This window comes from Dyadobacter sp. HNCC25DJ187, from assembly GCF_056895255.1.
Genome location: NZ_JBXHAT010000002.1, coordinates 509,129 through 531,181 on the forward strand (window position 1 = coordinate 509,129; position 22,053 = coordinate 531,181).

Below are 22,053 nucleotides of genomic sequence, written 5' to 3' on the forward strand. Positions count from 1 at the left end.
CATACAGACTCATTGATTTAGAACATTCCGGTAACAAACCAGATCATTGGCAGGAATCGTTAACCGGACTGATTTCCCGTTTCTTTCTTCTATATTAAGCTCCTTTGGGCAGTCCGCTGATCCGAGAAGACAGTAAAGTTTGGAACCATGCGTATGAAGGTTATTGTCAACCGTAACATAACGTTTAGCAGTATTATTGGTATCCAGATTAACAGCGCATAAAATTTCCTGATCAGCCAGAATGTAGGACCAGGCCAATATCCCAAAAGGTTCTGGATCATTTGAATTAGAATAGAAAAATTCAGTCCCGTTTTCACTGATTTGTCGAACATAGAAGTTTCCTGCAGTCATTGCCGGGTAATGCTGTAAACATTGTTGTAGTGCGTGCATTTTAATGTGGCTGGAAGTATACCCGTTTATAAAGTCTTCCCATGCTATTCTGTTTGCAAATGATGGTTCATCAGCGTTTAACAGGTCTTGAATTAAACAACTTTGCTCCTCTGCCATAAAACGTTGTGATTCAGTGATAAATGTCATCACTTACAAAATGTATACCAGCCCCAACCGCTACTGCCGGCCGAAGATGTGCGTCAGCAGTTCCCCCTTTACAGCAAGAAACGCTCAAATTCTCAGTTACCAGCAAAGTAAAACTTTATAAATGATTTCTTATATCTATCAAAATCCGGATGGCTTTAAGTAGCACTTACCTCCTTTCATACCGCATGAATCTACCCGAGCTGACGAATTTTGTGTTGTACTTGACTGGATAGCATTTTACAAGCAGTCAACGTAGGATAATGATTCAATGCGCGTCTGGCGGAAGAAAAAGTAACCAGGCATATGTAAGATTTTTCTCAAATGTATCAGTAAATATCTCATAAAAATGATGTTGGTAATTGATATGTTTCGAATCATCAAGAGTCTGGAGCTGTATGTCACAACAGGACTTCTTATTGCTATGAATTACGGTGTTCTTGCGTCCGATCTTACAGTCATCGATCGTTGTATTCAGAATCAAGTTAATTTAGAAGAGTCCATCAAACTACAATCTGCTGATGTGGCATGCCTTGGAACAGATCCTGTTTTGACTGTAACAGGAACAAATGTGACATGGTATGCAGACAAAGACATGAATATAAAGTTGGCAGAGGGAATACTTATCACTCACAACCTCTGCATAGCACTACAAATTTTTACCTGACGCAAACGATCAATGAAGTACAGTCTGACGTAACCATTATCACAATAGAAGTCGTCACAGCTATTCTCGATGACTATTCATGGGTTCGTTCCAGCTGTGGCCGTCAGGACGGATCATTCAGGTTCGTTGGACATAGTGGTTCAGCGCGTTATCCAGTTCAGTTCAGGCTGGATGACAGCCCATTTCAAACTTCCGGACTATTTGAAAATCTTGCTTCGGGCACATACACATTAACAGTGCAAGCGGCGGCATGCTATGGTACATTGCAGGTAGAAATCAAAGCGCAGCCTTTGCCTGTTATATCACTTGTTGATGTACAAGACCCACGTTGTGGAAAAGAGGAGGGCACACTGCGAATTGCAGCATATGGTGGAAATGGCTCATTGACCTATTCCATTGATGGAACGGTGTTTGACAAACGTAATATATTTGAAGGGCTTGAAGGAGGAGAATATGTCGTTTGGGTAAAAGATGATTCCCTATGCAAAATTTCAGAAACAGTCATTTTAAAACTGGCTAATCAGCTGCTGTTGAGCGACATTGAGGTGTCACCTACAACTTGCGGACAAAACAATGGCTCCATAACGTTACCTGCTGAGTCATCCAACGGAATTCTTTATTACTCTTTGAATCAGGGACCTGAGCAAACTGTTAATTCCTTTGACACTCTGTCTTCGGGCAATTACATCGTTTCGATGAGAAATGATGATGGCTGCACGGTAAGTAGCGAAGTCATAATTGAACACAGTGACGGGCCAACGATCACCGAGGTTGACATACGACATCCAAAATGTGAAAGATCTGACGGTTCCATTACAATTTACGGATCTGGGAGCGGCGTTCTTCATTATAGTATTGATGGAGAAAGCTTTAGGAATCATCCGGCATTTTCGGAGCTAAAAGTCGGAAATTATTCCGTCGCTGTTAAAGACGAAAACGGCTGTACAGCGCGGCAGGAAATTGATTTGGTATCTCCGTGTGAATCTGACATATTTCTTCCATCTGCATTCAGCCCAAATGCAGACGGTATCAACGACTTATGGAGCGTGTTTTTTCTACATCAGGCTATAGATATTGAAGAAGTAACAATCATTAACCGCTGGGGAGAAATGGTTTTTTATAGCCATCCAGGACAAGTTTCAAGTGGTTACCATATCTGGGATGGGCGCTACAAAGGGGCATACACGCACGGGATTTTCACGTACCGGCTGAAATGGCGTCAACCTTTAGGCCCGACAGAAGTAGTAACCGGAAAAGTGCTGGTATTCTGAGCATAACAACTTCTACCCGATATTTTCTGCATCCCGCAGAGGTCTATTGCCGAATGTTCTTCTGTCAGATGCTTGTTGAAAGAAACTCTACATTCCATACCAACCGGCATGAAGCAAAAACTTCATGAATCTGTGAAATGGTTCTGACATTGCAGCTTCTATCCTTCTCTTTACAATTGCTAAGATCTGTTGCCGGAAAACCCGGAAATAACTCGCCGATTATTTTTTTGCTTAGTACGTGCAACATTTTATAGCATCTTGCACCTTAGATGTAGAGAGCCTGAAAAACCCAGCCCAAAAGCAAAAATACATTGGTAGCACCGAAGCATTTAGAAGATCATGAGCTGATGAAGCTTTGTCGGGATGGCAATTCTGACTGCTTCTCTGAGTTGTACATGCGCTACAACAAGATGATTTTCAATTCTATTCTTCGTCTGGTGGTCGATTTCGCCCAGGCAGAAGATCTGTTGCAGGAGGTGTTCATTTCACTGTATCAGGAAATTATGAAAGGCCGCCCGATTGAACACTTCGGTGGTTTTTCAAAACGGGTAGCGATCAATAAGGCCATTCGCTTCTTACAGAACAACAAGCATATGATGGTATTTACAGATGTATACCAGGATGTGGCCGATGACAAATCCGAATATGAAGAACATTTTGAAATGCGGGTAGAAGAAGTGAAGAAGGCCATAAGCTCGCTGCCAGCTGGCTACCGGACAATTGTTAATTTATATGTAATGGAAGGATTACGGCACGAAGAAATTGCCGAACTGCTGGATGTTTCACATACCACAGTGCGTACCCAATATCACCGTGCGAAAAAGAAAATATTGTCACTCATTACTAAGGGAGATTACATCAGATGAAGAAAGATATTTTAAAAGAATTTGTTTCAGAAAACTTTGACAGCTTTAACGATCAGCAGCCCGGATCGGAAGTTCTCAATCGGATCAAGTCTCAACTAAGGCTGGATGAGCCCGTTGTAGCTTCCCGGCGAAAAGTCATCAAATTTCAGTACTGGTGGGCCGCGGCTGTATTGATCTTTGGGATAACTTCGATTGCCTATTTTGAGCAAAACAAAGTTACTGAAACCGCTATAGTCAGTAAAGCGAAGTCTTCAATTCCCCACTTGGGTAACGATGTACAGAATTTAAACACACCAGCATTAGTGACGGTCCGGGCAGATTCACAGACAGAGCCGAAAGGTGAAGCCAAGCGCCGCAAAATTAAAATAAAAACTTTCTCAGATCCCCAAACGGATATACCAGAGGTGAATAGGGTAGCGCATCACTCGGAGGCAGATCTGCATAGCCAAAGTTCATCTGCACGGCTGGCAGCGGTTTTGGCCTTGGGTAACAAAAATAATTTATTATCCGACGCTGATTTGAACACGCTGTTTGATATCATGAACACTGACAACAACAGCAATGTACGCCTGACTGCTCTGGATGTGCTGAAAAGAATAGAGAATCACAGCCAGGTAAATAGTTTGATTCTACAATCTATTGGCAAGCAGGATGACCCTTACGTACAAATAGAACTGCTTGCCTCCTTATCTTCCGAGCAGGCGGCAGAAGTCAAGGAACAGCTGGTGGGTTTAACCCGCGATACAATCCATATTGAAGCAGTGCGCGATCAGGCCTACGCAGTGCTGCTTCGTTCCAATATCAATTTTTAAAACCTAAAATAGCGAACATGAAAAAAATAGTAGCAACCATTATGTTGTATGCGGCATTAGTTTCTTTGGCGCATGCGCAGGATCGACAGTTCAAATTGCAGAAAAAAACAGGTAGCCTAAATCTGAATATTTCAGATGTAAATATTCAGGGCTATGATGGTAATGAAATCATCTTATCCGCTCCCGAACTTACCGAGAAAGATGAAAGAGCTGAAGGTCTTAAATTGATCTCCGGTTCCGGATTGACGGACAATACAGGTCTTAATTTAAGCGTGCGGGAAAATGCAGGCTCCATTGACGTTGATTATGTGGGTAAACAAGAAGGGGTCACAATCAACGTTAAAGTACCTAATACGATGTCATTAAAGATAACAACAACGGGAGTCATGCATCCTGACGGAGCTGTGAATGTAAAAGATTTCAAAGGCGAATTGGAAGTTAGTACGATGTACAATACGATTTCTCTGGAAAATATTACAGGACCTGTCAACGCGAAAACAATATACGGTGAGCTGAACGCGAAATTGAGTTCTGGTGTGAAGGGCCCGATATCATTGGTTGCACTTTTTACCTTCGTGGATGTAAGTATTCCTTCCAGTCTGAAAGCCAATGTTAATCTCTCTTCACAAGAAGGAAACATCTATGCTGCTGAAGGCTTGCATATTGCAAGAGAACTGCCAAAAGAGAAACCGTTAAGCGATGAACAAAATCTTAGCCTACCGAAAGAGCCAGGCAGATCTTCAGATATCAAAGGCACGTTTAATGGTGGGGGACTTGATTTGATAGTAAAAACGACCTATGGTAAAATTTACCTTCGCAAGGAGTAAAGATTGATGCAAGGCCTGCCTGGCAAAAGGATTTGGCCAATATACATGATTGGATGAGTCCTTTTTAGTGTGTCATAGATCCTTTTTTCAAGACTCAATAGTGATCAACTGGCCTATCAGCTTAAACAGTGCAGCTCTTTTTTATTCTTACATATCATTGGCAAATTGTTTCATTAATCGGTAAAGGGAAGTCTTGCGTAGGTATGCCGAACTTAAAACCAAAAAATGAAACACTATGCAAACCGAACGAAAAACAAATCTAAACAGACGGGTATTTAAAGGCTGGGCAGTAGCTGTGGCAATGTGCAGTATACTTGCTGGCTGCACCGGCTCAGATAACAAAAATTCAGAAACTGATTCGCTTGCCGTCGAAATGGACACTGCTGCCAAGGTCGCGACGATCAAACCAGACAGCGCTGCACCAGCCTGGGCACCCGACATTAAAGACGAGATGCTAGCTGTGATCGAAAAGCTGGCCAGCTATAAGGACACACCAATTCCCAAGCTAACTGCTAAGCAGGCACGCCAAAATCATACTCCTACCGATGCCGTAATGGATCTGGTAAAGCAAAACAATATCCCGGTGCCCGCTGCAATGGTAGATACGACCAGTCAAGAAATACCGGGTAAAGGCGGTAATATACATGCACGGATCTATACGCCAAAAATGGGTACTGCCCCCTACCCGGTTATTGTATACTACCACGGGGGCGGATTCGTCATTGCAGATCTTGACGTATATGATGCTTCGGCAAGGGGCCTTGCAGAACAGACCGGAGCTATTGTCGTGTCAGTTGCATACCGCCTGGCGCCAGAGCACAAATTCCCTGCTGCTCACGATGACGCATTTGCAGCCTACCAATGGGCAGTGAAAAATGCGGCTGCAATCAAAGGAGATTCCAAGAAAATCGCTGTTGCCGGAGAGAGTGCCGGCGGTAACCTGGCTGCAAATGTAAGTATCATGGCAAGAGACAAAGGTCTGCAATTACCAGTCCATCAGCTTCTGGTTTATCCGGTTGCAGGATCTGACATGAACACAGAATCTTATCAAAAATATGCATCTGCAAAACCTCTTGACAAACCAATGATGGGTTGGTTTGTAAAAAATTACCTTAACAATATGGCTGAAGCCAAAGATCCACGGATCAATCTGGTAGGTGCCAATTTGAAAGGATTACCTGCTACGACGATTATCACCGCTGAAATTGATCCGCTTTTAAGCGACGGGAAACTGCTCGCACAAAAACTAAAAGATGCCGGTGTAAGTGTTGATGCAAAAAACTATGAAGGGGTAACACATGAATTTTTCGGAATGGCTATTATCGTTCCCCAGGCCAAAGATGCGCAGGCCTATGCATCGGAGGCATTGAAGTCTGCCTTTAAAAAGTAGCCCGTTCTTAGGTCCATGTAGTCATAGGTACAAAAGCCCTGTTGTCGCTAGCCGTCAACAGGGCTTTTGTTTGGGGGAAGTTCCGGATAAATGAAATTATACTGCACATAAAAGTTGAGATATTAAACATAAAACTTCAACAACAATACATTACAAAAATTTAAAGGTCAGGTTCGAATACCTTATTGAAAGATTCCTAGAAGCGCTTGGCAATTCCCCTTGTTATCTCTGACTTCTTGGATGCCTGTTTTTCCTCTATGATTTATTGACCAAAGCTTGTTTCTTTACATCCTCTGCACATGTCCTGCGCAATAAGGTACTGTGACCAAATATTTTCCTGTTACGCATTTTTCTCTAATATCTGGAGGATTTACGTATGAAGATTTCAATTAAAGGGATAAGTTTGGACGTTCGAAATAAAGCTTAGCAGAACGCACACTGACCTAAATAGTACTTTGCTGCCAGTGGAAGATACACAAGTAAAACAAAGTGTAATGATGAAAAATAAGTATGAGCAAATTTCAAGAGAAATACAAGATCACATCATTACGCGCCGCTTCGAAAATGGTCAAAAACTCGATTCGATCCGGGAACTTAGCAAGAAATATGCCGTAAGTATTGCCACCATCCAGAATGCTTATGAAGATTTAATTATCAAAGGATATGTCAAAAGTATTCCAAAATCCGGCAACTACGTTGACTATAGTGCTGAAAATCAAAAAGATAATACTAAGACATTCGTTAACCCACCCGCTGTCAGAGATGAATATTTCGCAAGCAACTTGGCTGCCACCACTCCATACGCGCCGAAACGCACAGACGTGTCAGAATTTAACGTTGCCGCTCCAACTGATTTGATCATTTCTCAGAAGCTGATTTTACGGACCATGCAGCAGGTGATCAGGGAAAAAGGAGCTAGTTTGTTGAGATATTATCCTTCTAACGGCTCACAGGACTTACGCATACATATTGCCAGCCGTGCTGCCAACCATAATACAATATTGAATCCCCATGAATTAATTATTACAGACGGAGCATTACAAGCCCTATACATTGCCCTGGCATCTGTAACATCTCCGGGAAATTTAGTCGCGGTTGAAAGTCCTTGTGTATTCTCAGTTCTTCAGCTTATCCGGACACTTAATCTGCGCATCATTGAAATCCCTGTACATCCTTTAAACGGACTGGATATTTCATTTCTAAAAAAAGCATGTGAAACCAACAAAATCAAGGCAACCATAGTTACACCCAATTTTCATAATCCAACCGGCGTTTCGCTGACTGATCATCAAAAACAGGAATTACTAACCCTGGCTGTCTCACAGGGAATGGCTCTCATTGAAAGCGATATTTATGGCGATTTAAACTTTGATGGTGCAAGACCCGGCACAATCAAATCACTGGACCAATCCGGACTGGTCCTGACCTATTCTTCTTTTTCCAAAACGTTGGCTGGTGGAATACGATTAGGCTGGCTTAGTGCAGGAAAATTCACTGATAAAGCAGAGCAAATAAAATTCTCTTTGGGAAGTACCGTTTCTCCGATTTATCAGGAGACTGTAAATAAATTGCTTACTACGACCAGTTATGAGCGCCATCTCAGGGCATTCCGCAGCAAACTATCCAAACAGTGTGATCATTCATTAAAACTTCTTTCACAGCATTTTCCTACAGAAACCCTATTTACCCGGCCGCATGGCGGGTATGCCATTTGGGTCCAACTGGATAAAAAGATAGACATGGATCTGTTTCACAATCGTTGCAAACAGAACGGAATCCGGTTTACGCCTGGTGAGAGTTTCTCTTCTGATGAGGCTTACAGGCATTGTTTTCGCCTTATTTTCGCAGACCTCTATTCAAAGCAAAAGCAACAAGCACTGATTCAGGCCGGGAAACATCTTCAGGAACAAACTCATACGCTTTCATGATTCCCTCGGAACTGTACTGTACGGTTTTAACAGAATGTGTATAATCAAAAGCTTCCTGGTGAAATAGCTTTGCATCAACAATTACTATTTTTACCATGGACATACAAATAAAATTTATCGTAGCCAGCGACGCCGCGATACAGCTATTACAAGATCTTGCCTATACCAGGTTAGACGAAAAATTTACGACACTTTTAACTAAAAAACTGCTTCATGAATACCTGGAACTCAGATATAACACCCGTTCTTTAACAACGCTGTTGAATGACTTCTCCAATAAATGTTTACTGGCTTTTGTAGACGAGAAACCGGCGGGATATGCAATCTTTTCTGCAACGTCACAAAATCCTCCGATCCTCACATCAAAAAACGCAATCCACCTCATAGACCTTGAAATATTGGAGGCATTTAAAGAATCTAATGCAAAACAGGCACTGCTGGACAGACTTCTTGCCCAGTGTCAGAATGACCAGGCTGTCTGGCTCCAGGAAATTCCGGAAGACGATGTGACTAATTTCTATATCAAGAATGGTTTCAAAAAAAGTGAAGATATAGTTAATCTGAATAGCTTGCCTATACCATCCATTTACCTTTTTAAGGAAAATGTTTAAGATAAATGTAATGCCCAGCCCATATACTTACAAAGATTTCGTTAAGCCAATTCGACCACATTTCAAATACTGACCTTGAAAAAATCGGCAGGTTTTCCCTGATGTGAAAGAAATACAAACTTCGCGATGTATTTGATATAATTTATCAATTTAGCTAAATACACATTCATCAATTCCAGGAGTATTGAACCAGAAATTAATGAGTGTGTATTTAGCTTTGGACATTCTTATTGACAATGATGGAGCATTTTTATCGAACAGTTGCCCGTATAGTTCAGCTGTCATTCTTTCAAAAATTTTAGACGTTGTCCATTTGACAAACCATAGTACATCCCCTCGGCCAAGTTTTGGATTTCAATTTTACTATCTGGTCATATCGCGCCTATGTCATCAAAAGTATTAAGTGTCTTAAGTCTGAAGCTTGCTTTTTCAATATTCATTTTAATTTCGTATGCAAAGGATGCAAGCCCGGTATTGATCATAATATTTTCTTTTGGGGTTACAGTAAGTCAACATGCCAGATCACAATTCAGCTTCCGCCATTTAGATCCATCCGACTTTCTTACGCCACTCGTTAAACGTCTTGTCATCACGATGTAAATCCGCGGTCAAATCAGCCTTACTTTCGACTACCATATCCGCATCATGCGCCTTTAATTTCAACTCCTTGCGCATCCGGATCATTTCTTCCTTGTCTTCCACAGGATACACGCCTCGACTGTCAAACTGCGTACCATATTTTTGGGGCCTTCCCTCAAAATAACAAATCCTGTCATACAGATAAGCAAGGTTTTGCGGGTCAACATCACCCGATCCGGCTATCAGTTGCCAGCATCTTTTCATCAATGCAGGTTCGCTGATCGCATGCTGCACAATGAGCCATGCCGCTTCGCTGGCTTCTATGCCAACCTTCGATTTTGATGGATAACCGATATCGTCGATCATTTCCGCCAGCCTCGCTGCATTCTTTTTATGTACCGCCTCCATCTCAGTGTTGTATGCTCCAAAAAGCGCACCTTTTTTTAAAAGTTTTTCTCGCACATGCAGATCATGCTGCGCCATTCTTATCAATTCCTGCGCAATATGTGATTTCATATTCCGATGATTATCATCATTTAACTACCTTGGGCAACTGAAGAATCTGGATTGATCCTCCTGCGCTGTATCCTGATAACTGCACAAATAGATGATCTCCATCTTTCCTACGGATTGCGTAAACTTTCACCACATTGTTGTTATAATCAATCGAGCCCTCTTCGCCAAAATAGGTTGCTTCGTCTTTGATACGGTCAAGCTCTTTCTGGGGTACTTTCCCCTGAAAAATCAGCACCCCGCCAGCCTCTGTGATCAGGTCTTTATAACTCTTTTCAAAATACGGTAAAGACCATTCTTTACCAGTGACACTTGTTATAAATGCTTTGTAAACCTTTCCTTCGATGGGAATCATTCCTTCCCGTATGGGAAAAAATATCCGGTCGAAGTCGCGGGTAAGTGGCTTATTCAGAGGGACTAAATCTACCGGAGGATTAAAAACGGGAAACGCACCCAACTCCTTTTCACTGAAAGGGACTTTGCTCAGATCGATAGAATCCGGAAGGATTGCATTGCTAGCCTCAGCCGGGGTAAGGATGGTATCCTTGGCAAGTCCGGACTTTTCTTCCAGAGTACCGGCCTTGCCGGATTTATTGCAGGCAAAAAATAAACCGGTCAAAATTACGGACATTAAAACTGTTTTACTTTTCATTTCATGGGCCATGTTATGGTGGGTAATAGATTATTTATATGATTTAAAGAAATTTCAGACCAATGACCTTTCAAAGAAAAGCATATGTTCATTTTCTTCATGAACTGACACTAACCTTAGCTTGTTGGTTGCCTCTGCCCTTCATTTTAGGATATCACTCTTTCCTCTATCCAATTAGTGATTTGACATTTCCAGGATAAAAAACTGAACGTTTCATCCAAAAGTAAAAGCAGGTATAGCGGAACCTGAAAACAACAACATGCAACTTCAAAATGTCAGAATGTTGGGAGTTGCTGGTGACCTAGCTAATGATAATTTTGAGATATCAAAACGACTTCAAGCAGAAGAATAGAAGTAATTGAACATGGTTCAGTTATTTACCTGATAAAGTACTCTGAGATAAACACCCTGTTCCTGGATGTACTTTAACAGATTTCTGAGCTTGAAACGTTGTACATAAACGCAACCGTCGAAGACAAAAGGAGAATTAAATTCGATATTTCCCAAAAAATCGTTTTTGACGGCAAGAAACATCGAACTCCAAAAGGTCAACTCCGGCTTACTCTTATCAACCAGAAAAAGAGCGAGTTAGAGCCAATAAAAAACGAGACAAATCGTAAAAAAAACGACTTGTCTCGTATGGTGCACCCGAAGGGATTCGAACCCCTATCGATGGTACCGGAAACCACAATTCTATCCATTGAACTACGGGTGCAGGTATGTTAACGGGGTGCAAATATAGCCGCTATTTTGTTTTTTTGATAGTTTTCATAAAAAATTGTTTGCCAGGGTATTGATCTCCATCACCGTAATTTATAATCTCTTAAGTAACTCCCAATCCCCCACCGACTTAAGATACATATAATCCAGAAGAATACCGTTCACATTGGTGATTAACTTATGCCCCTCAGCAAAGGGAACTACAAACGTTTCTATGTATTCGTGATCTGATATCAGCCCCTGACTCTGATTGTGATAGCTATGTATCTGCTCATGGGTTAATTCCAGTTCACAATAAAACAGATACATGGCCTCGTCACTCGTTCCTGTCGATGGATAATAAGGTTCACTGTGCAAAGCAACAAGCTGTTCTTTACTTACCTTAATCCCCGTTTCTTCCCAAACCTCTCTGGCCGCAACCTCCGCAGCATCACTTTCGCTGTCAAGCATGCCCGCCGGATGCTCATATGTAAGAGACCCATCGCATATACGTCGTTGACGAACAAGCAATAAGTATTTTTCGCGTGTAGCTGCATCTATAAAACTGACCAGAACACATACGACTTCACCCTTCAAAAAGCATATAGGCGGAATTTTGTTCCCCTCCGGGGTAGTAGCATTTGTATATAAAAGGGAGAAAAGTATTTCACCTTTACCGTTTCTTCTGGAATACAGTTCATCCACTCTGTGTACATCCATTCCATTTTTTTCCAGTCTGCTCTTCCAAAGATTGAATTTATGTGAATCTGTCAGCTGCTCTGCCATCTGCGTATAGTAACAAATCTAGTTATAGAGTGGGAATGCGATGGCAACGTAAGGAATGCCGTAATTGGTTGAAAAACGACTCTGATCGTTGTATAATTTTTCAGAAGTTGAATAGGCTATTTTGCCATGAACATAACCTAATTTTAAACCAATCTGCTCTGTAATCCAGTAGCGGACATAAATTTCGGATTGGCCATTTTGATTATTAAGAATCAACGGCACAGCATTTATTGTTACGGGAGAACTCGAAACATAATCATTATAACGCGGATCTTCATCATCAGGCTGCAGACTGGGTACACTATATAATCCTCTACGTCTCAAGCCAAAAGTAAGTCCAAACAGATCTGTATTAGCACCGATATCAAACTTCCATACACGCACATTGGCTCCAATCAGAAAACTTAGATTGGTTGTAGTAACCTTACCAAATCTGAGCGTATCTCCTGACAGCGCCGTATTTTTGGGAGCCAGATTTGTGTGACCTGCAAAAACACTTGTACCGCGAAGCCCCCACCCTATCCGAAACCATGGGAAGTTATTCAGACTCAGTTCCTGATGATAGGTAATGGAGGGTACCCAAAGATCATTTTTGTTACCTACACCAACGTCGAGACCGGAACTTACCCGACCAAGTTGCTGCGCCATACTGTCAAAAGAAAAAATCAGAAAGAATAGAACTACTAGTCGTGTCAATTTCATTATGTCAAAAATAGTTGAACGGCAAAGTTAGAAAAATGTTGAAAAAATAAGGCAGAGATATCTCTCCGCCTCATAAAACTTACTACAATTTTGTACTCTTCCTGGTAGTACTCCTATTTAATACTAATCGTTTTGCCTTTATTAACGCTGCTCTTTTTCAATACGACTGCTCCCATTGGCGGTAGATCAATGATAACCGAATTCGCCCTTCCATGCCATTGATCCGAACTGGCTTCCAATAAGCCCGTATTCACCACACCACTTCCATAAAACTGTTCGGCATCAGAATTAAAGATTTCCTGCCAGTTTCCTTCGGATAGCACGCCCACCTTATAACCCGACCGGGTTGCAGGGGTCAAATTCAGAATGATAACCAGATTCAGATCAGGATCGATTGATTTTCTGGCATATATAAGAACAGAATTTTCTCTGTCCTGCGTATCAATCCATTCAAATCCTTCCTGTGAAAAGGAGTGTTCGAACATGGCTGGTTCCGTCTTATAAAGATGGTTAAGTGCCTTTACACATTCTTTTATCCCCTTGTGAGAATCCAACTCAAGTAAATGCCAATCCAGACTCTGCTGAAAATTCCACTCCGAGGTTTGCCCGAATTCCCCTCCCATAAAGATAAGCTTGGTTCCCGGGTGTGTGAACATATAAGTGAACATCACACGTAGATTAGCAAAACGCTGCCATTCGTCACCGGGCATTTTGTTGATCAGTGATTTCTTGCCGTACACCACCTCATCGTGAGAAAAAGGTAGCATAAAGTTTTCCGAGAAGGCATAGACAAGACTAAACGTAAGCTGATCCTGATGCCACTTTCTGAACGCAGAATCTTTCTCAAAATACTTAAGTGTGTCGTTCATCCAGCCCATCATCCATTTCATTCCAAAACCGAGGCCTCCTACAAATACAGGGCGTGACACACCTGGAAATGCAGTGGACTCTTCTGCAATTGTTTGAATATCAGGAAACTCCGCATAGGCAGCAATGTTCATTTCTCTAAGCAATGAAATGGCTTCCAGATTTTCGCGACCACCAAATTCATTCGGTATCCATTCTCCGTGATTGCGTGAATAATCCAGATATAACATGGATGCTACAGCGTCAACCCTCAATCCGTCCGTATGGTAGCGATCCAGCCAAAAGATAGCATTACTGATCAGAAAAGACCTTACTTCATTACGACCATAGTTAAATATGTAGCTTTTCCAGTCGGGATGGTAACCTTTTCTCGGATCTTCATGCTCATATAGCGACGTGCCATCAAACCTGAAAAGTCCGTGCGCGTCGCCGGGGAAATGGGATGGTACCCAATCCATATAAACACCAATCCCTTCCTGATGCAGCGCGTCAATCAGATACATCAGTTCCTGTGGGGTCCCCATACGTGACGCCACAGAAAAATAACCTGTGATCTGATATCCCCATGATGGCGGATAGGGATGCTCCATAATCGGCATGAGTTCCACATGCGTGAAACCCATTTCCTTCACGTAAGGAACAAGGCTGACTGCTATTTCTTTAAACGTAAGGAATCGCTCCGGATCAGATGGATCACGCTGCCATGAACCCAGATGTACTTCATATACAGAAATAGGAGCATTCAGCTTATTTTTCTCCTTTCTGCTTCTCATCCAGTCCTCGTCCTTCCACTCATACCACGTGTCCCATACGATAGAAGCTGTTCTTGGCGCTACTTCACACCACAACGCAAACGGATCCGCCTTCTCCATATGCTGGTCATCATTGGATATGATATAGTATTTGTAAACCTCTCCAACTCCTACATTCGGAATCCACCCCTCCCAAATTCCCGAACTGTCCCAGCGCGATGAAAGATGATGTGCATCGCAACTCCAACCGTTAAAGTTTCCGGTCACCACAATAGATTTGGCATTGGGGGCCCAAACAGCAAAGTAGGTTCCCACCACACCTTCATGTTCCATGACGTGTGAACCCAGCTTTTCATAAAGTTTATAATGCTTCCCCTGACGAAAGAGGTGAATATCAAAATCCGTAAAGCGGCTAACTGCTTCCACCGGCTTAAATTGTTTCACTTGCAGGTCAGCGCCGCTGCTCGCGGCAGGTTCGGTTGTTGAGACAGCTTTATTTTTACCAGTCGACTTAGCCATTAGATTCTGTGCTTTTAAAAAATCAAATATTGGTACGTAAGGTTTATAATTTTATTAAACTATTTCTCAAAATCAATATATTTTTTTGATTCGGACAGGTGAAACAGTTGACAAACAAGCTTGTCGGTTGTGCAAACTTGTTCAAAGATCATAACTCTTGGCAAAATATAAATCCGGTTACTAAAATTAATCATGCCAACATCGCTATTCTGTAAGGTATATCGGTATTACTTCTGCCTTTTACTGGCTGGTATATCCTATTGATTCGGTGAAAAAGTGGCAAAAACATTCCGACGAGGACCTCGTGCAACTGATCTGCACGCAGGATAATGAGCTGGCATTTGCCGAGCTCTACCAACGTCATGTACGCTTCCTTATCTACACTGCAATTCGTAAAACCGGCTCCAAATCTGTGGCTGAAGATATTGTCCAGGACACTTTCGTTAAATTCTGGTTGAAACGCCAAACCTTTGATATTGAAAAAAATGTTCAGGCATACCTGAGCGGAATACTTAAAAATAATATCATTGATCATTATCACAGAGAACAGAAAAAAGCACTTCTGCCACTTGATGATATAGAGGTTCCGGGGGTAAATAACACGCAGGAGTACCTGAACCTGAATGTACTGAGCAATCTGTACGAGCAGTCTCTCACTAAACTTCCACCTAAATGCAGAACTGCATTTGAACTCAGCAGGAAAGGCTTCAGTATGAAGGAAATTGCTCAATCCATGAATATTTCAGAAAAGACCGTGGAAGCCCACATTTCCAAAGCATTACGTCTGCTACGTATTGAAATGAAGGACTATATTGCCTTCGCACTGTTAGGTATATCCTGCTTTTAGACAAAAAAATTATCCTGTTTCCTGCAAAAAAATTCATATTCAAGTAAGGGATATCTTCCTCACCGCCCGACTGTATAGGTATATGTTACATTTTAACATAGAATACTTATACAACAATGAACAATCAAATCCCATCGTCCGAAGTTCTCAGAAGATTCCTCTCCAACCAATGCACCGAGGCTGAGAAAGCGTTGGTAGACTCCTGGTATCAATCTCTTGATCTGAAATCCGGAGAGACATTCACAGAATGGGATGAAGAATTGCTTTTCCGAAAAATTCAGCAACAAGCTCTCGTCGAGACCGATATCACCTTGGGCAAACAAAACGCACTGTCTGGATTGTGGACCTATGTCAGTGGCATTGCTGCCGTACTGTTGCTCTCTCTGGGTTATATATTCTACACTACACAAACAGAAAATATCAATTACACCTCGGGTGCCAGTGAAGTTATTCGTTTCAGCAATACTCAAAAGAAGACCGTACGTTACCAGCTACCGGACGGCAGTATTGCATGGCTGCAGCCTAATTCTTCTATAGCGCATCCCAGGGAATTTGCTTCAAGCTCCCGCGATGTTAATTTCACTGGTGAGGCATTTTTTGACGTTACCAAAAATCCAGACCAACCCTTTATCATTCTCACCGACAAGCTTAAAACCAAGGTACTAGGCACCAGTTTTAATATCCAGGCAAGAAAGAATGATCAAACCTACTTGGTATCGGTCGTAACGGGTAGCGTTGCAGTAAGCGCATCAAACAATACAAGAGAAGGTGAATCCGTACTTCTGCAACCTCAGCAGCAGGCTATCTTTAGCACGAGTACAAGCGGAATTACTTTAAATCATATCGAAGAGAAGAAAACAGATGCCGAACCATGGCAGCCTGTTTCACTTACATTCGACGATGCCAATCTGGCAGAGATCGTCAACCGATTGCAAAAAACTTTTCGTGTAAAGATTTCGCTCTCTAATCCGGTAATGAAGCATTGTGTACTGAAAGTAGACTTTGACCATCAAAACCTGCCCGAAATTCTTGAAATGCTCAACACCCTTTTGGGATCTACTTATGTGATGGAAGGCAATCATATCATCCTATCCGGTAGCGGGTGCGGCGAGAGCTAGACTATTCCTAAACCCCTGACAAAAACCTCTCAATCGCCGTATGCCTATGAATTAAACCAGCCAAATGAGCATCAAAAAAATCAGGAGTGGTTGCAACACCCCTGATATAAAACTGACTACACCGCTAAAAGCGGCCGATTTTTCCGATCAATAACCAGTCATTCGTAAAATTATGAAGAAACACCTGTATTCCAAGCATGGAGCACTACTGACAATTATGCGCGTAACTTTTTACCAACTGATGTGTATTTTCTTTTTGTCGGCCATGGCTTATGCCCACCACACGCCGGCGCAGGAACTACTCAACCGTGGAGTAAGTTTAAAACTATCTTCCGTAAGCCTTCAGCAAGCGCTCAGCTCTTTAGAAAATAATGCAAAGGTACGCTTTGCGTATAGCAAGGAGCTATTAAAAACCACCCAACCCATTTCCCTGGTTGCGAAAAACGAAACGCTGTCATCCGTTCTGGACCGGATGCTTACTCCCTATAACATTACCTATAAGGTCGTCAATAGCCAGATTCTGCTCTCACGAGACAAGAAAGAAAGTGCTGTACAGCAGCCGGAAGAACTACCACGGCTTTCTGCTCCTGTGATCATGGATCGCGTCATTAAAGGAACTGTCACCGGTAACGATGGTAAAGAGCCACTTCCTGGGGTGAGTGTTATCGTCAAAGGCTCAAACATCGGAACGACCACTGATATGGAAGGCCAATATGAGCTATCCGTTCCTGAAACTGCCGCTGTCTTGGTTTTCAGCTTTGTGGGTTATATATCCCGGGAGGCGGCCGTGAGCAATCTCAGTCAGATCAACGTTGTTTTACAGGCTGATATCAAGGCACTGAATGAGGTGGTCGTTGTTGGTTATGGCACTCAGAAAAGAGGAGATATCACCGGAGCAGTGGCATCAGTAAGTGCCAAAGACATTCAGGGACTACCCACACCCAGTCTGGATGGTGCTTTGACAGCTAAAATGCCTGGGGTGTATGTCGCGCAGTCAACAGGAACGCCTGGTGGAGGGCTTAGTGTACGCGTCAGAGGTACCGGATCCATAGGAGCCGGTAACGAACCTTTGTATGTGATTGACGGATTCCCGGTTACTGCCGATTACAGTCAAATGAGTAACCCTTTGAAGGCACTCAACCCAAACGATATCGAATCTATTGAAATCCTTAAAGATGCATCATCTACTGCGATCTACGGATCACGCGGATCAAACGGGGTAGTATTGGTCACTACCAAAGGGGGTAAAGCCGGAAAAATGCGTGTGGATATTGATACTTACACCGGCGTTCAGCGTGTGACAAAACACATGGACATGATGAATGCCAGTGAATTTGCCCAGTATATCAAAGACAGCCGCAACAATGCCTGGGTAGATGCAGGTGGTAACCCCAATGATCCGAATTCAGCCCGTTCAGCGATTTATCAGATATTACCGGCCCTTCAGAATCCTGAAGCACTGGGAGCAGGAACTGATTGGCAACGCGAAATTTTCCGGTCAGCAGCTACGCACAATATGCAGCTGACCCTGAGCGGTGGAAACGAAAACATCCGCTACATGACCTCCGCCGGATATTACAAGCAGGAAGGTATTATTCTGAATTCAGGTTTTGAACGCTACTCGTTTCGTGTGAATCTGGAAGCAAATGCTTCGAAGAAATTTAAAATAGGTCTCAACCTGACACCTGCCTACACCATCAGCAATCCGACAAATTCTGAAGGCCACTGGGCCGACGGAGGAATCGTTCTTTCCGCGCTGACCATGGCTCCTCACCTGCCAGTATATAAAGAAGACGGGACTTATTCTACCGGACTGGATCTTGGTAACGGTTTCAGTGCTATAGAAAATCCTGTTAAACTTGCCAAAGAGCGTGTAAACCGCATGAATGAGCTCAGATTGCTTGGTACGGTGTATGGCGAATACAAAATCCTTAACAATCTTACTTATAAACTTCTGCTGGGAACAGACCTGCAAAATTCTGCCACAAAAACTTTCAGACCTTCCACAGTCGGTGTAGGCGGAGCATTGCCGCCGGTCATTCCATCGGGAAGCAACGAAAATAGAAACTCATACAACTGGCTGATAGAGCATACGCTTGCCTATTCAAAAAATTGGAACAAGCATGATTTCAACGTACTTGGCGGATTTACAGCGCAAAAAGCATATTCAGATTATGCGCTGATCAACTCAACCAATTTCCCTAATGACCTGGTTGAAACTTTGAATGCAGGAATCGTGTCATCTGCTACTACCACCGCAACAGAATGGTCGCTACTATCCTTTCTTGCTCGGGCCAATTACAGCTATGCCAGCAAGTACCTGCTGACTGCAACGATTCGCCGTGATGGTTCGTCCCGTTTTGGAGAAAATAACAAATGGGGTACGTTCCCTTCTGTATCTGCAGGATGGAGACTGTCAGAGGAAGCCTTTATGAAAGACCTTCCTGTGGTCAATGAACTGAAACTCCGCGCGAGTTACGGACATACCGGTAACAATTTCATTGGCAACTATGATCATGTTGGATTGATAGGCAAAAGAAATTATGTTTTTGGAACCGGCAGCCAGACCGTGGTAAACGGACTCGGTCCTAACAGAATCAGCAACCCGAACCTGAGCTGGGAAAAGAACAAGCAAATGGATATAGGACTTGAACTCGGTTTGTTTCAAAACCGGATTTTTCTGGTCGCAGACTACTATAGAAAAATCACGTCTGATCTGCTGCTGAACGTACCTACACCGTCAATAACCGGCTATACCAGTGCAAGACAAAACATCGGTAAGATCGAAAACAAGGGTTGGGAACTCGGACTCACTACCCGTAACGTTGACAAGGCGGTAAAATGGACTACCGATTTTAATATTTCATTCAATAGAAATAAAGTCTTGTCGCTGGGGCCGAGCGGTGAACCGCTATATGGAAACTACCAGCTTACCAGCAGCCATATTACACAGATCGGCAAACCGATGGGCAATTTCTATGGATATCAGGCCATAGGTATTTTCATGAATCAGGAAGAGGTGGATAACAACCCCAAATTTGCAGATTCCAAGCCAGGTCAGCTTCGCTTTGCTGATGTCAATAACGATGGTCGGCTCAGTTCTGACGACCGTACCATACTGGGTAATCCTCAGCCGGATTTCATTTACGGTATGACCAATACTGTGTCTTATAAAGGATTTGATCTCAACGTACTTCTACAGGGAGTGCAAGGCAACGAAATTCTGCATTTGGGAAGACGTTTTTATGCCAATTACGCCGGAACTGCAAACGGCCTCAGGGAAATGACCAACAGCTGGAAATCAGAACAGGACCCCGGAGATGGCAGGACACCGCGTGCAAACCGCGACCTGAACCGCTATACCAATAGTAACGCCAGTGCCAACATATCGTCCATTTTTGTGGAAGACGGCTCATTCCTTCGTATCCGGAACATTGCACTGGGCTATGCAATTCCTGCGAACGTACTTGAAAAGGTAAAAATCAGGACCTTACGCGTTTATGTCAACCTGCAAAACCCCGTGACATGGAGCAAATACACGGGTTACAACCCTGAAGTGAGTGTACAAGGAGCGCAACCTCTGGAGCCGGGTGTTGACTACGGCGGCTACCCTATTGCCAAAGTATACACAGTGGGACTCAACATTGGTTTTTAATCTTTAAAATGATCAACATGAAATCATATCGTTATTTACTTTTCACAAGTCTGATTTTGCTGGGCTCATGCAAAGATGGTTTCCTGAACCTGGCACCAATTTCAGAAACAAATAATGTTAACTTTTATCGCAATGAAGCAGACATGCTTAATGCGGTGAATGCTGCCTATGCCAGTCTTCAATTTGCGGGCGTATACAACCAGGGTATGTACGCCATAGGTGAAGGCATGTCGGATAACACAGAAATTCTTGATGCTCAAAGCGGCATTGATATCTCACAGCTGGATGCTTTCACAACCCTGAGCAACAATGGTATTGTAAGCGAAACGTGGAATGACCATTACCGCGGAATTCTTGCTTCCAATACGGTTTTAGATCGTATAGGTACTGTTCCGATGAACGAGGCCACAAAGGCCCGGATTGCGGCAGAAGCTAAATTCCTGAGAGGTCTTTTGTACTTCAATCTGGTAAGAATGTACGGAGATGTGCCTCTGCTTTTAAAAGAAACGGCCGATGTTACAGAAGGATATACCTATACAAGAAATCCGTCTGCTGAGGTATATGCTCAAATTGAAAAAGATCTGACAGAAGCCGGGCAGGAACTACCAGCCTTGTACTCAGGTGCTAACGTGGGCCGCGCTACATCGGGTGCTGCGAAAGGATTACTGGCCAAAGTTTACCTCACTCAGAAAAAATGGCAGCAGTCGGCTGATAAGACAAAAGAGATTATAGATGCAGGAACTTACGACCTGCTGCCCTCCTACGCAGACATTTTCAGGATTAACAATAAAAATCATAAAGAATCACTGTTTGAAGTTCAGTACAAAAAGGGTGGATTTGGGCTGGGGAGTCCTTTTAATAATCGGTTTGCACCCCGTTTGGCAGGCGTAGCTGTTACCACAATCGGTGCCGGCACAGGTCACAACTTGCCTACAGCTGATATGAACAAAGCTTACGAGGCACAAGACCTGCGAAAAGACATATCCATTTCCCAGGGCTATATGAGCGGCGGAAATTTTGTCCAATCTCCTTATGTTAAAAAATACATAGATCCTGCCCCCTTTGCCGCCAGTGACGCTGACAACAACTGGCCTGTTCTTAGGTATGCCGATATTCTGTTAATGCGTGCAGAGGCGCTCAATGAACTCAGTTTTTCATCATCAGGTGAAGCTTTACAGATCCTGAACAGAATCCGCAAAAGAGCCGGGCTGCCGGAAAAAACAGGTCAGCAACTCAATAGCCAGGAAAACTTCCGGCTTGCTGTTGAACAGGAAAGACGAGTTGAACTGGCATTTGAGAATCACCGCTGGTTTGATCTGGTCCGTACCGGCAGAGCTGTTACGGTGATGAACAGCAAAGGTTTCAGTATCCAGCCCTATCAGCTGCTACTTCCTATTCCATTGACACAGATTGAAATCAATCCGTCAAAAATCAAACAGAATCCCGGCTATGACTGAT

At 43.0% G+C, this 22,053-nt stretch carries 17 protein-coding genes and 1 tRNA gene; 11 read left to right on the forward strand and 7 right to left on the reverse strand.

All coding sequences use genetic code 11. From position 1 onward, the window contains the following. Nucleotides 1-9: 9 nt before the first annotated feature. Nucleotides 10-537: a hypothetical protein gene (locus tag AC1XUE_RS13165; protein WP_483356440.1), complete on the reverse strand. Its 528-nt coding sequence runs from the start codon at nucleotides 535-537 to the stop codon at nucleotides 10-12. 573 nt (nucleotides 538-1,110) lie between these two features. Here AC1XUE_RS13165 and AC1XUE_RS13170 point away from each other — a divergent pair. From AC1XUE_RS13170 to AC1XUE_RS13200, 7 genes are all read left to right on the forward strand, one after another. Then, nucleotides 1,111-2,472: a T9SS type B sorting domain-containing protein gene (locus AC1XUE_RS13170; RefSeq protein WP_483356441.1), complete on the forward strand. Its 1,362-nt coding sequence runs from the start codon at nucleotides 1,111-1,113 to the stop codon at nucleotides 2,470-2,472. Nucleotides 2,473-2,819: 347 nt separating this feature from the next. After that, a complete protein-coding gene (locus tag AC1XUE_RS13175; protein ID WP_483356442.1) occupies nucleotides 2,820-3,338 on the forward strand; it encodes an RNA polymerase sigma factor in 519 nt (172 codons plus the stop codon). Then, nucleotides 3,335-4,150: a HEAT repeat domain-containing protein gene (locus tag AC1XUE_RS13180; RefSeq protein WP_483356443.1), complete on the forward strand. Its 816-nt coding sequence runs from the start codon at nucleotides 3,335-3,337 to the stop codon at nucleotides 4,148-4,150. Before AC1XUE_RS13175 ends, AC1XUE_RS13180 begins: the two co-directional genes overlap by 4 nt. A gap of 17 nt (nucleotides 4,151-4,167) precedes the next feature. Then, complete coding sequence (locus tag AC1XUE_RS13185) at nucleotides 4,168-4,977, forward strand: DUF4097 family beta strand repeat-containing protein (RefSeq protein WP_483356444.1); 810 nt, start codon at nucleotides 4,168-4,170, stop codon at nucleotides 4,975-4,977. Between the two features lie 235 nt (nucleotides 4,978-5,212). Next, complete coding sequence (locus AC1XUE_RS13190) at nucleotides 5,213-6,367, forward strand: alpha/beta hydrolase (RefSeq protein ID WP_483356445.1); 1,155 nt, start codon at nucleotides 5,213-5,215, stop codon at nucleotides 6,365-6,367. A gap of 494 nt (nucleotides 6,368-6,861) precedes the next feature. Continuing rightward, nucleotides 6,862-8,295 carry an aminotransferase-like domain-containing protein gene (locus AC1XUE_RS13195; protein WP_483356446.1) on the forward strand — a complete coding sequence of 478 codons (1,434 nt, stop codon included), beginning with the start codon at nucleotides 6,862-6,864 and terminating at the stop codon, nucleotides 8,293-8,295. Nucleotides 8,296-8,390: 95 nt separating this feature from the next. Beyond that, nucleotides 8,391-8,906 carry a GNAT family N-acetyltransferase gene (locus AC1XUE_RS13200; RefSeq protein ID WP_483356447.1) on the forward strand — a complete coding sequence of 172 codons (516 nt, stop codon included), beginning with the start codon at nucleotides 8,391-8,393 and terminating at the stop codon, nucleotides 8,904-8,906. 543 nt (nucleotides 8,907-9,449) lie between these two features. Here AC1XUE_RS13200 and AC1XUE_RS13205 read toward each other — a convergent pair. From AC1XUE_RS13205 to glgB, 6 genes are all read right to left on the reverse strand, one after another. After that, the gene (locus AC1XUE_RS13205) at nucleotides 9,450-10,001 is read right to left on the reverse strand and encodes a DUF6624 domain-containing protein (protein WP_483356448.1); all 552 of its coding nucleotides are present in this window, start codon (nucleotides 9,999-10,001) and stop codon (nucleotides 9,450-9,452) included. Nucleotides 10,002-10,017: 16 nt separating this feature from the next. After that, on the reverse strand, nucleotides 10,018-10,650 hold the full coding sequence (locus AC1XUE_RS13210) for a hypothetical protein (protein ID WP_483356449.1): 633 nt from the start codon (nucleotides 10,648-10,650) through the stop codon (nucleotides 10,018-10,020). 640 nt (nucleotides 10,651-11,290) lie between these two features. Continuing rightward, a tRNA-Arg gene (locus tag AC1XUE_RS13215) sits at nucleotides 11,291-11,365 on the reverse strand. Between the two features lie 98 nt (nucleotides 11,366-11,463). Further along, nucleotides 11,464-12,135, reverse strand: coding sequence for an NUDIX hydrolase (locus AC1XUE_RS13220; RefSeq protein ID WP_483356450.1), 672 nt, complete (start codon nucleotides 12,133-12,135; stop codon nucleotides 11,464-11,466). Nucleotides 12,136-12,153: 18 nt separating this feature from the next. Then, nucleotides 12,154-12,837 carry a hypothetical protein gene (locus AC1XUE_RS13225; protein WP_483356451.1) on the reverse strand — a complete coding sequence of 228 codons (684 nt, stop codon included), beginning with the start codon at nucleotides 12,835-12,837 and terminating at the stop codon, nucleotides 12,154-12,156. 113 nt (nucleotides 12,838-12,950) lie between these two features. After that, on the reverse strand, nucleotides 12,951-14,975 hold the full coding sequence (gene glgB, locus AC1XUE_RS13230; protein ID WP_483356452.1) for a 1,4-alpha-glucan branching protein GlgB: 2,025 nt from the start codon (nucleotides 14,973-14,975) through the stop codon (nucleotides 12,951-12,953). Between the two features lie 268 nt (nucleotides 14,976-15,243). Here glgB and AC1XUE_RS13235 point away from each other — a divergent pair, with 268 nt between their 5' ends. From AC1XUE_RS13235 to AC1XUE_RS13250, 4 genes are all read left to right on the forward strand, one after another. After that, nucleotides 15,244-15,822: an RNA polymerase sigma factor gene (locus AC1XUE_RS13235; RefSeq protein WP_483356453.1), complete on the forward strand. Its 579-nt coding sequence runs from the start codon at nucleotides 15,244-15,246 to the stop codon at nucleotides 15,820-15,822. Nucleotides 15,823-15,938: 116 nt separating this feature from the next. Continuing rightward, nucleotides 15,939-16,940 (forward strand): FecR family protein, encoded by a 1,002-nt coding sequence (locus AC1XUE_RS13240; RefSeq protein ID WP_483356454.1) that lies wholly within the window; start codon nucleotides 15,939-15,941, stop codon nucleotides 16,938-16,940. 172 nt (nucleotides 16,941-17,112) lie between these two features. Further along, on the forward strand, nucleotides 17,113-20,595 hold the full coding sequence (locus tag AC1XUE_RS13245) for a TonB-dependent receptor (RefSeq protein WP_483356455.1): 3,483 nt from the start codon (nucleotides 17,113-17,115) through the stop codon (nucleotides 20,593-20,595). 17 nt (nucleotides 20,596-20,612) lie between these two features. Further along, nucleotides 20,613-22,052 (forward strand): RagB/SusD family nutrient uptake outer membrane protein, encoded by a 1,440-nt coding sequence (locus AC1XUE_RS13250; protein ID WP_483356456.1) that lies wholly within the window; start codon nucleotides 20,613-20,615, stop codon nucleotides 22,050-22,052. Nucleotide 22,053: the final 1 nt, after the last annotated feature.

Excerpts from the sequence above, each read along its gene's own strand:
- AC1XUE_RS13165 (WP_483356440.1), bottom strand. The coding sequence starts at position 537 with ATGACATTTATCACTGAATCACAACGTTTTATGGCAGAGGAGCAAAGT.
- AC1XUE_RS13170 (WP_483356441.1), top strand. The coding sequence starts at position 1,111 with ATGGTATGCAGACAAAGACATGAATATAAAGTTGGCAGAGGGAATACT.
- AC1XUE_RS13175 (WP_483356442.1), top strand. The coding sequence starts at position 2,820 with ATGAAGCTTTGTCGGGATGGCAATTCTGACTGCTTCTCTGAGTTGTAC.
- AC1XUE_RS13180 (WP_483356443.1), top strand. The coding sequence starts at position 3,335 with ATGAAGAAAGATATTTTAAAAGAATTTGTTTCAGAAAACTTTGACAGC.
- AC1XUE_RS13185 (WP_483356444.1), top strand. The coding sequence starts at position 4,168 with ATGAAAAAAATAGTAGCAACCATTATGTTGTATGCGGCATTAGTTTCT.
- AC1XUE_RS13190 (WP_483356445.1), top strand. The coding sequence starts at position 5,213 with ATGCAAACCGAACGAAAAACAAATCTAAACAGACGGGTATTTAAAGGC.
- AC1XUE_RS13195 (WP_483356446.1), top strand. The coding sequence starts at position 6,862 with ATGATGAAAAATAAGTATGAGCAAATTTCAAGAGAAATACAAGATCAC.
- AC1XUE_RS13200 (WP_483356447.1), top strand. The coding sequence starts at position 8,391 with ATGGACATACAAATAAAATTTATCGTAGCCAGCGACGCCGCGATACAG.
- AC1XUE_RS13205 (WP_483356448.1), bottom strand. The coding sequence starts at position 10,001 with ATGAAATCACATATTGCGCAGGAATTGATAAGAATGGCGCAGCATGAT.
- AC1XUE_RS13210 (WP_483356449.1), bottom strand. The coding sequence starts at position 10,650 with ATGAAAAGTAAAACAGTTTTAATGTCCGTAATTTTGACCGGTTTATTT.
- AC1XUE_RS13220 (WP_483356450.1), bottom strand. The coding sequence starts at position 12,135 with ATGGCAGAGCAGCTGACAGATTCACATAAATTCAATCTTTGGAAGAGC.
- AC1XUE_RS13225 (WP_483356451.1), bottom strand. The coding sequence starts at position 12,837 with ATGAAATTGACACGACTAGTAGTTCTATTCTTTCTGATTTTTTCTTTT.
- glgB (WP_483356452.1), bottom strand. The coding sequence starts at position 14,975 with ATGGCTAAGTCGACTGGTAAAAATAAAGCTGTCTCAACAACCGAACCT.
- AC1XUE_RS13240 (WP_483356454.1), top strand. The coding sequence starts at position 15,939 with ATGAACAATCAAATCCCATCGTCCGAAGTTCTCAGAAGATTCCTCTCC.
- AC1XUE_RS13245 (WP_483356455.1), top strand. The coding sequence starts at position 17,113 with ATGAAGAAACACCTGTATTCCAAGCATGGAGCACTACTGACAATTATG.
- AC1XUE_RS13250 (WP_483356456.1), top strand. The coding sequence starts at position 20,613 with ATGAAATCATATCGTTATTTACTTTTCACAAGTCTGATTTTGCTGGGC.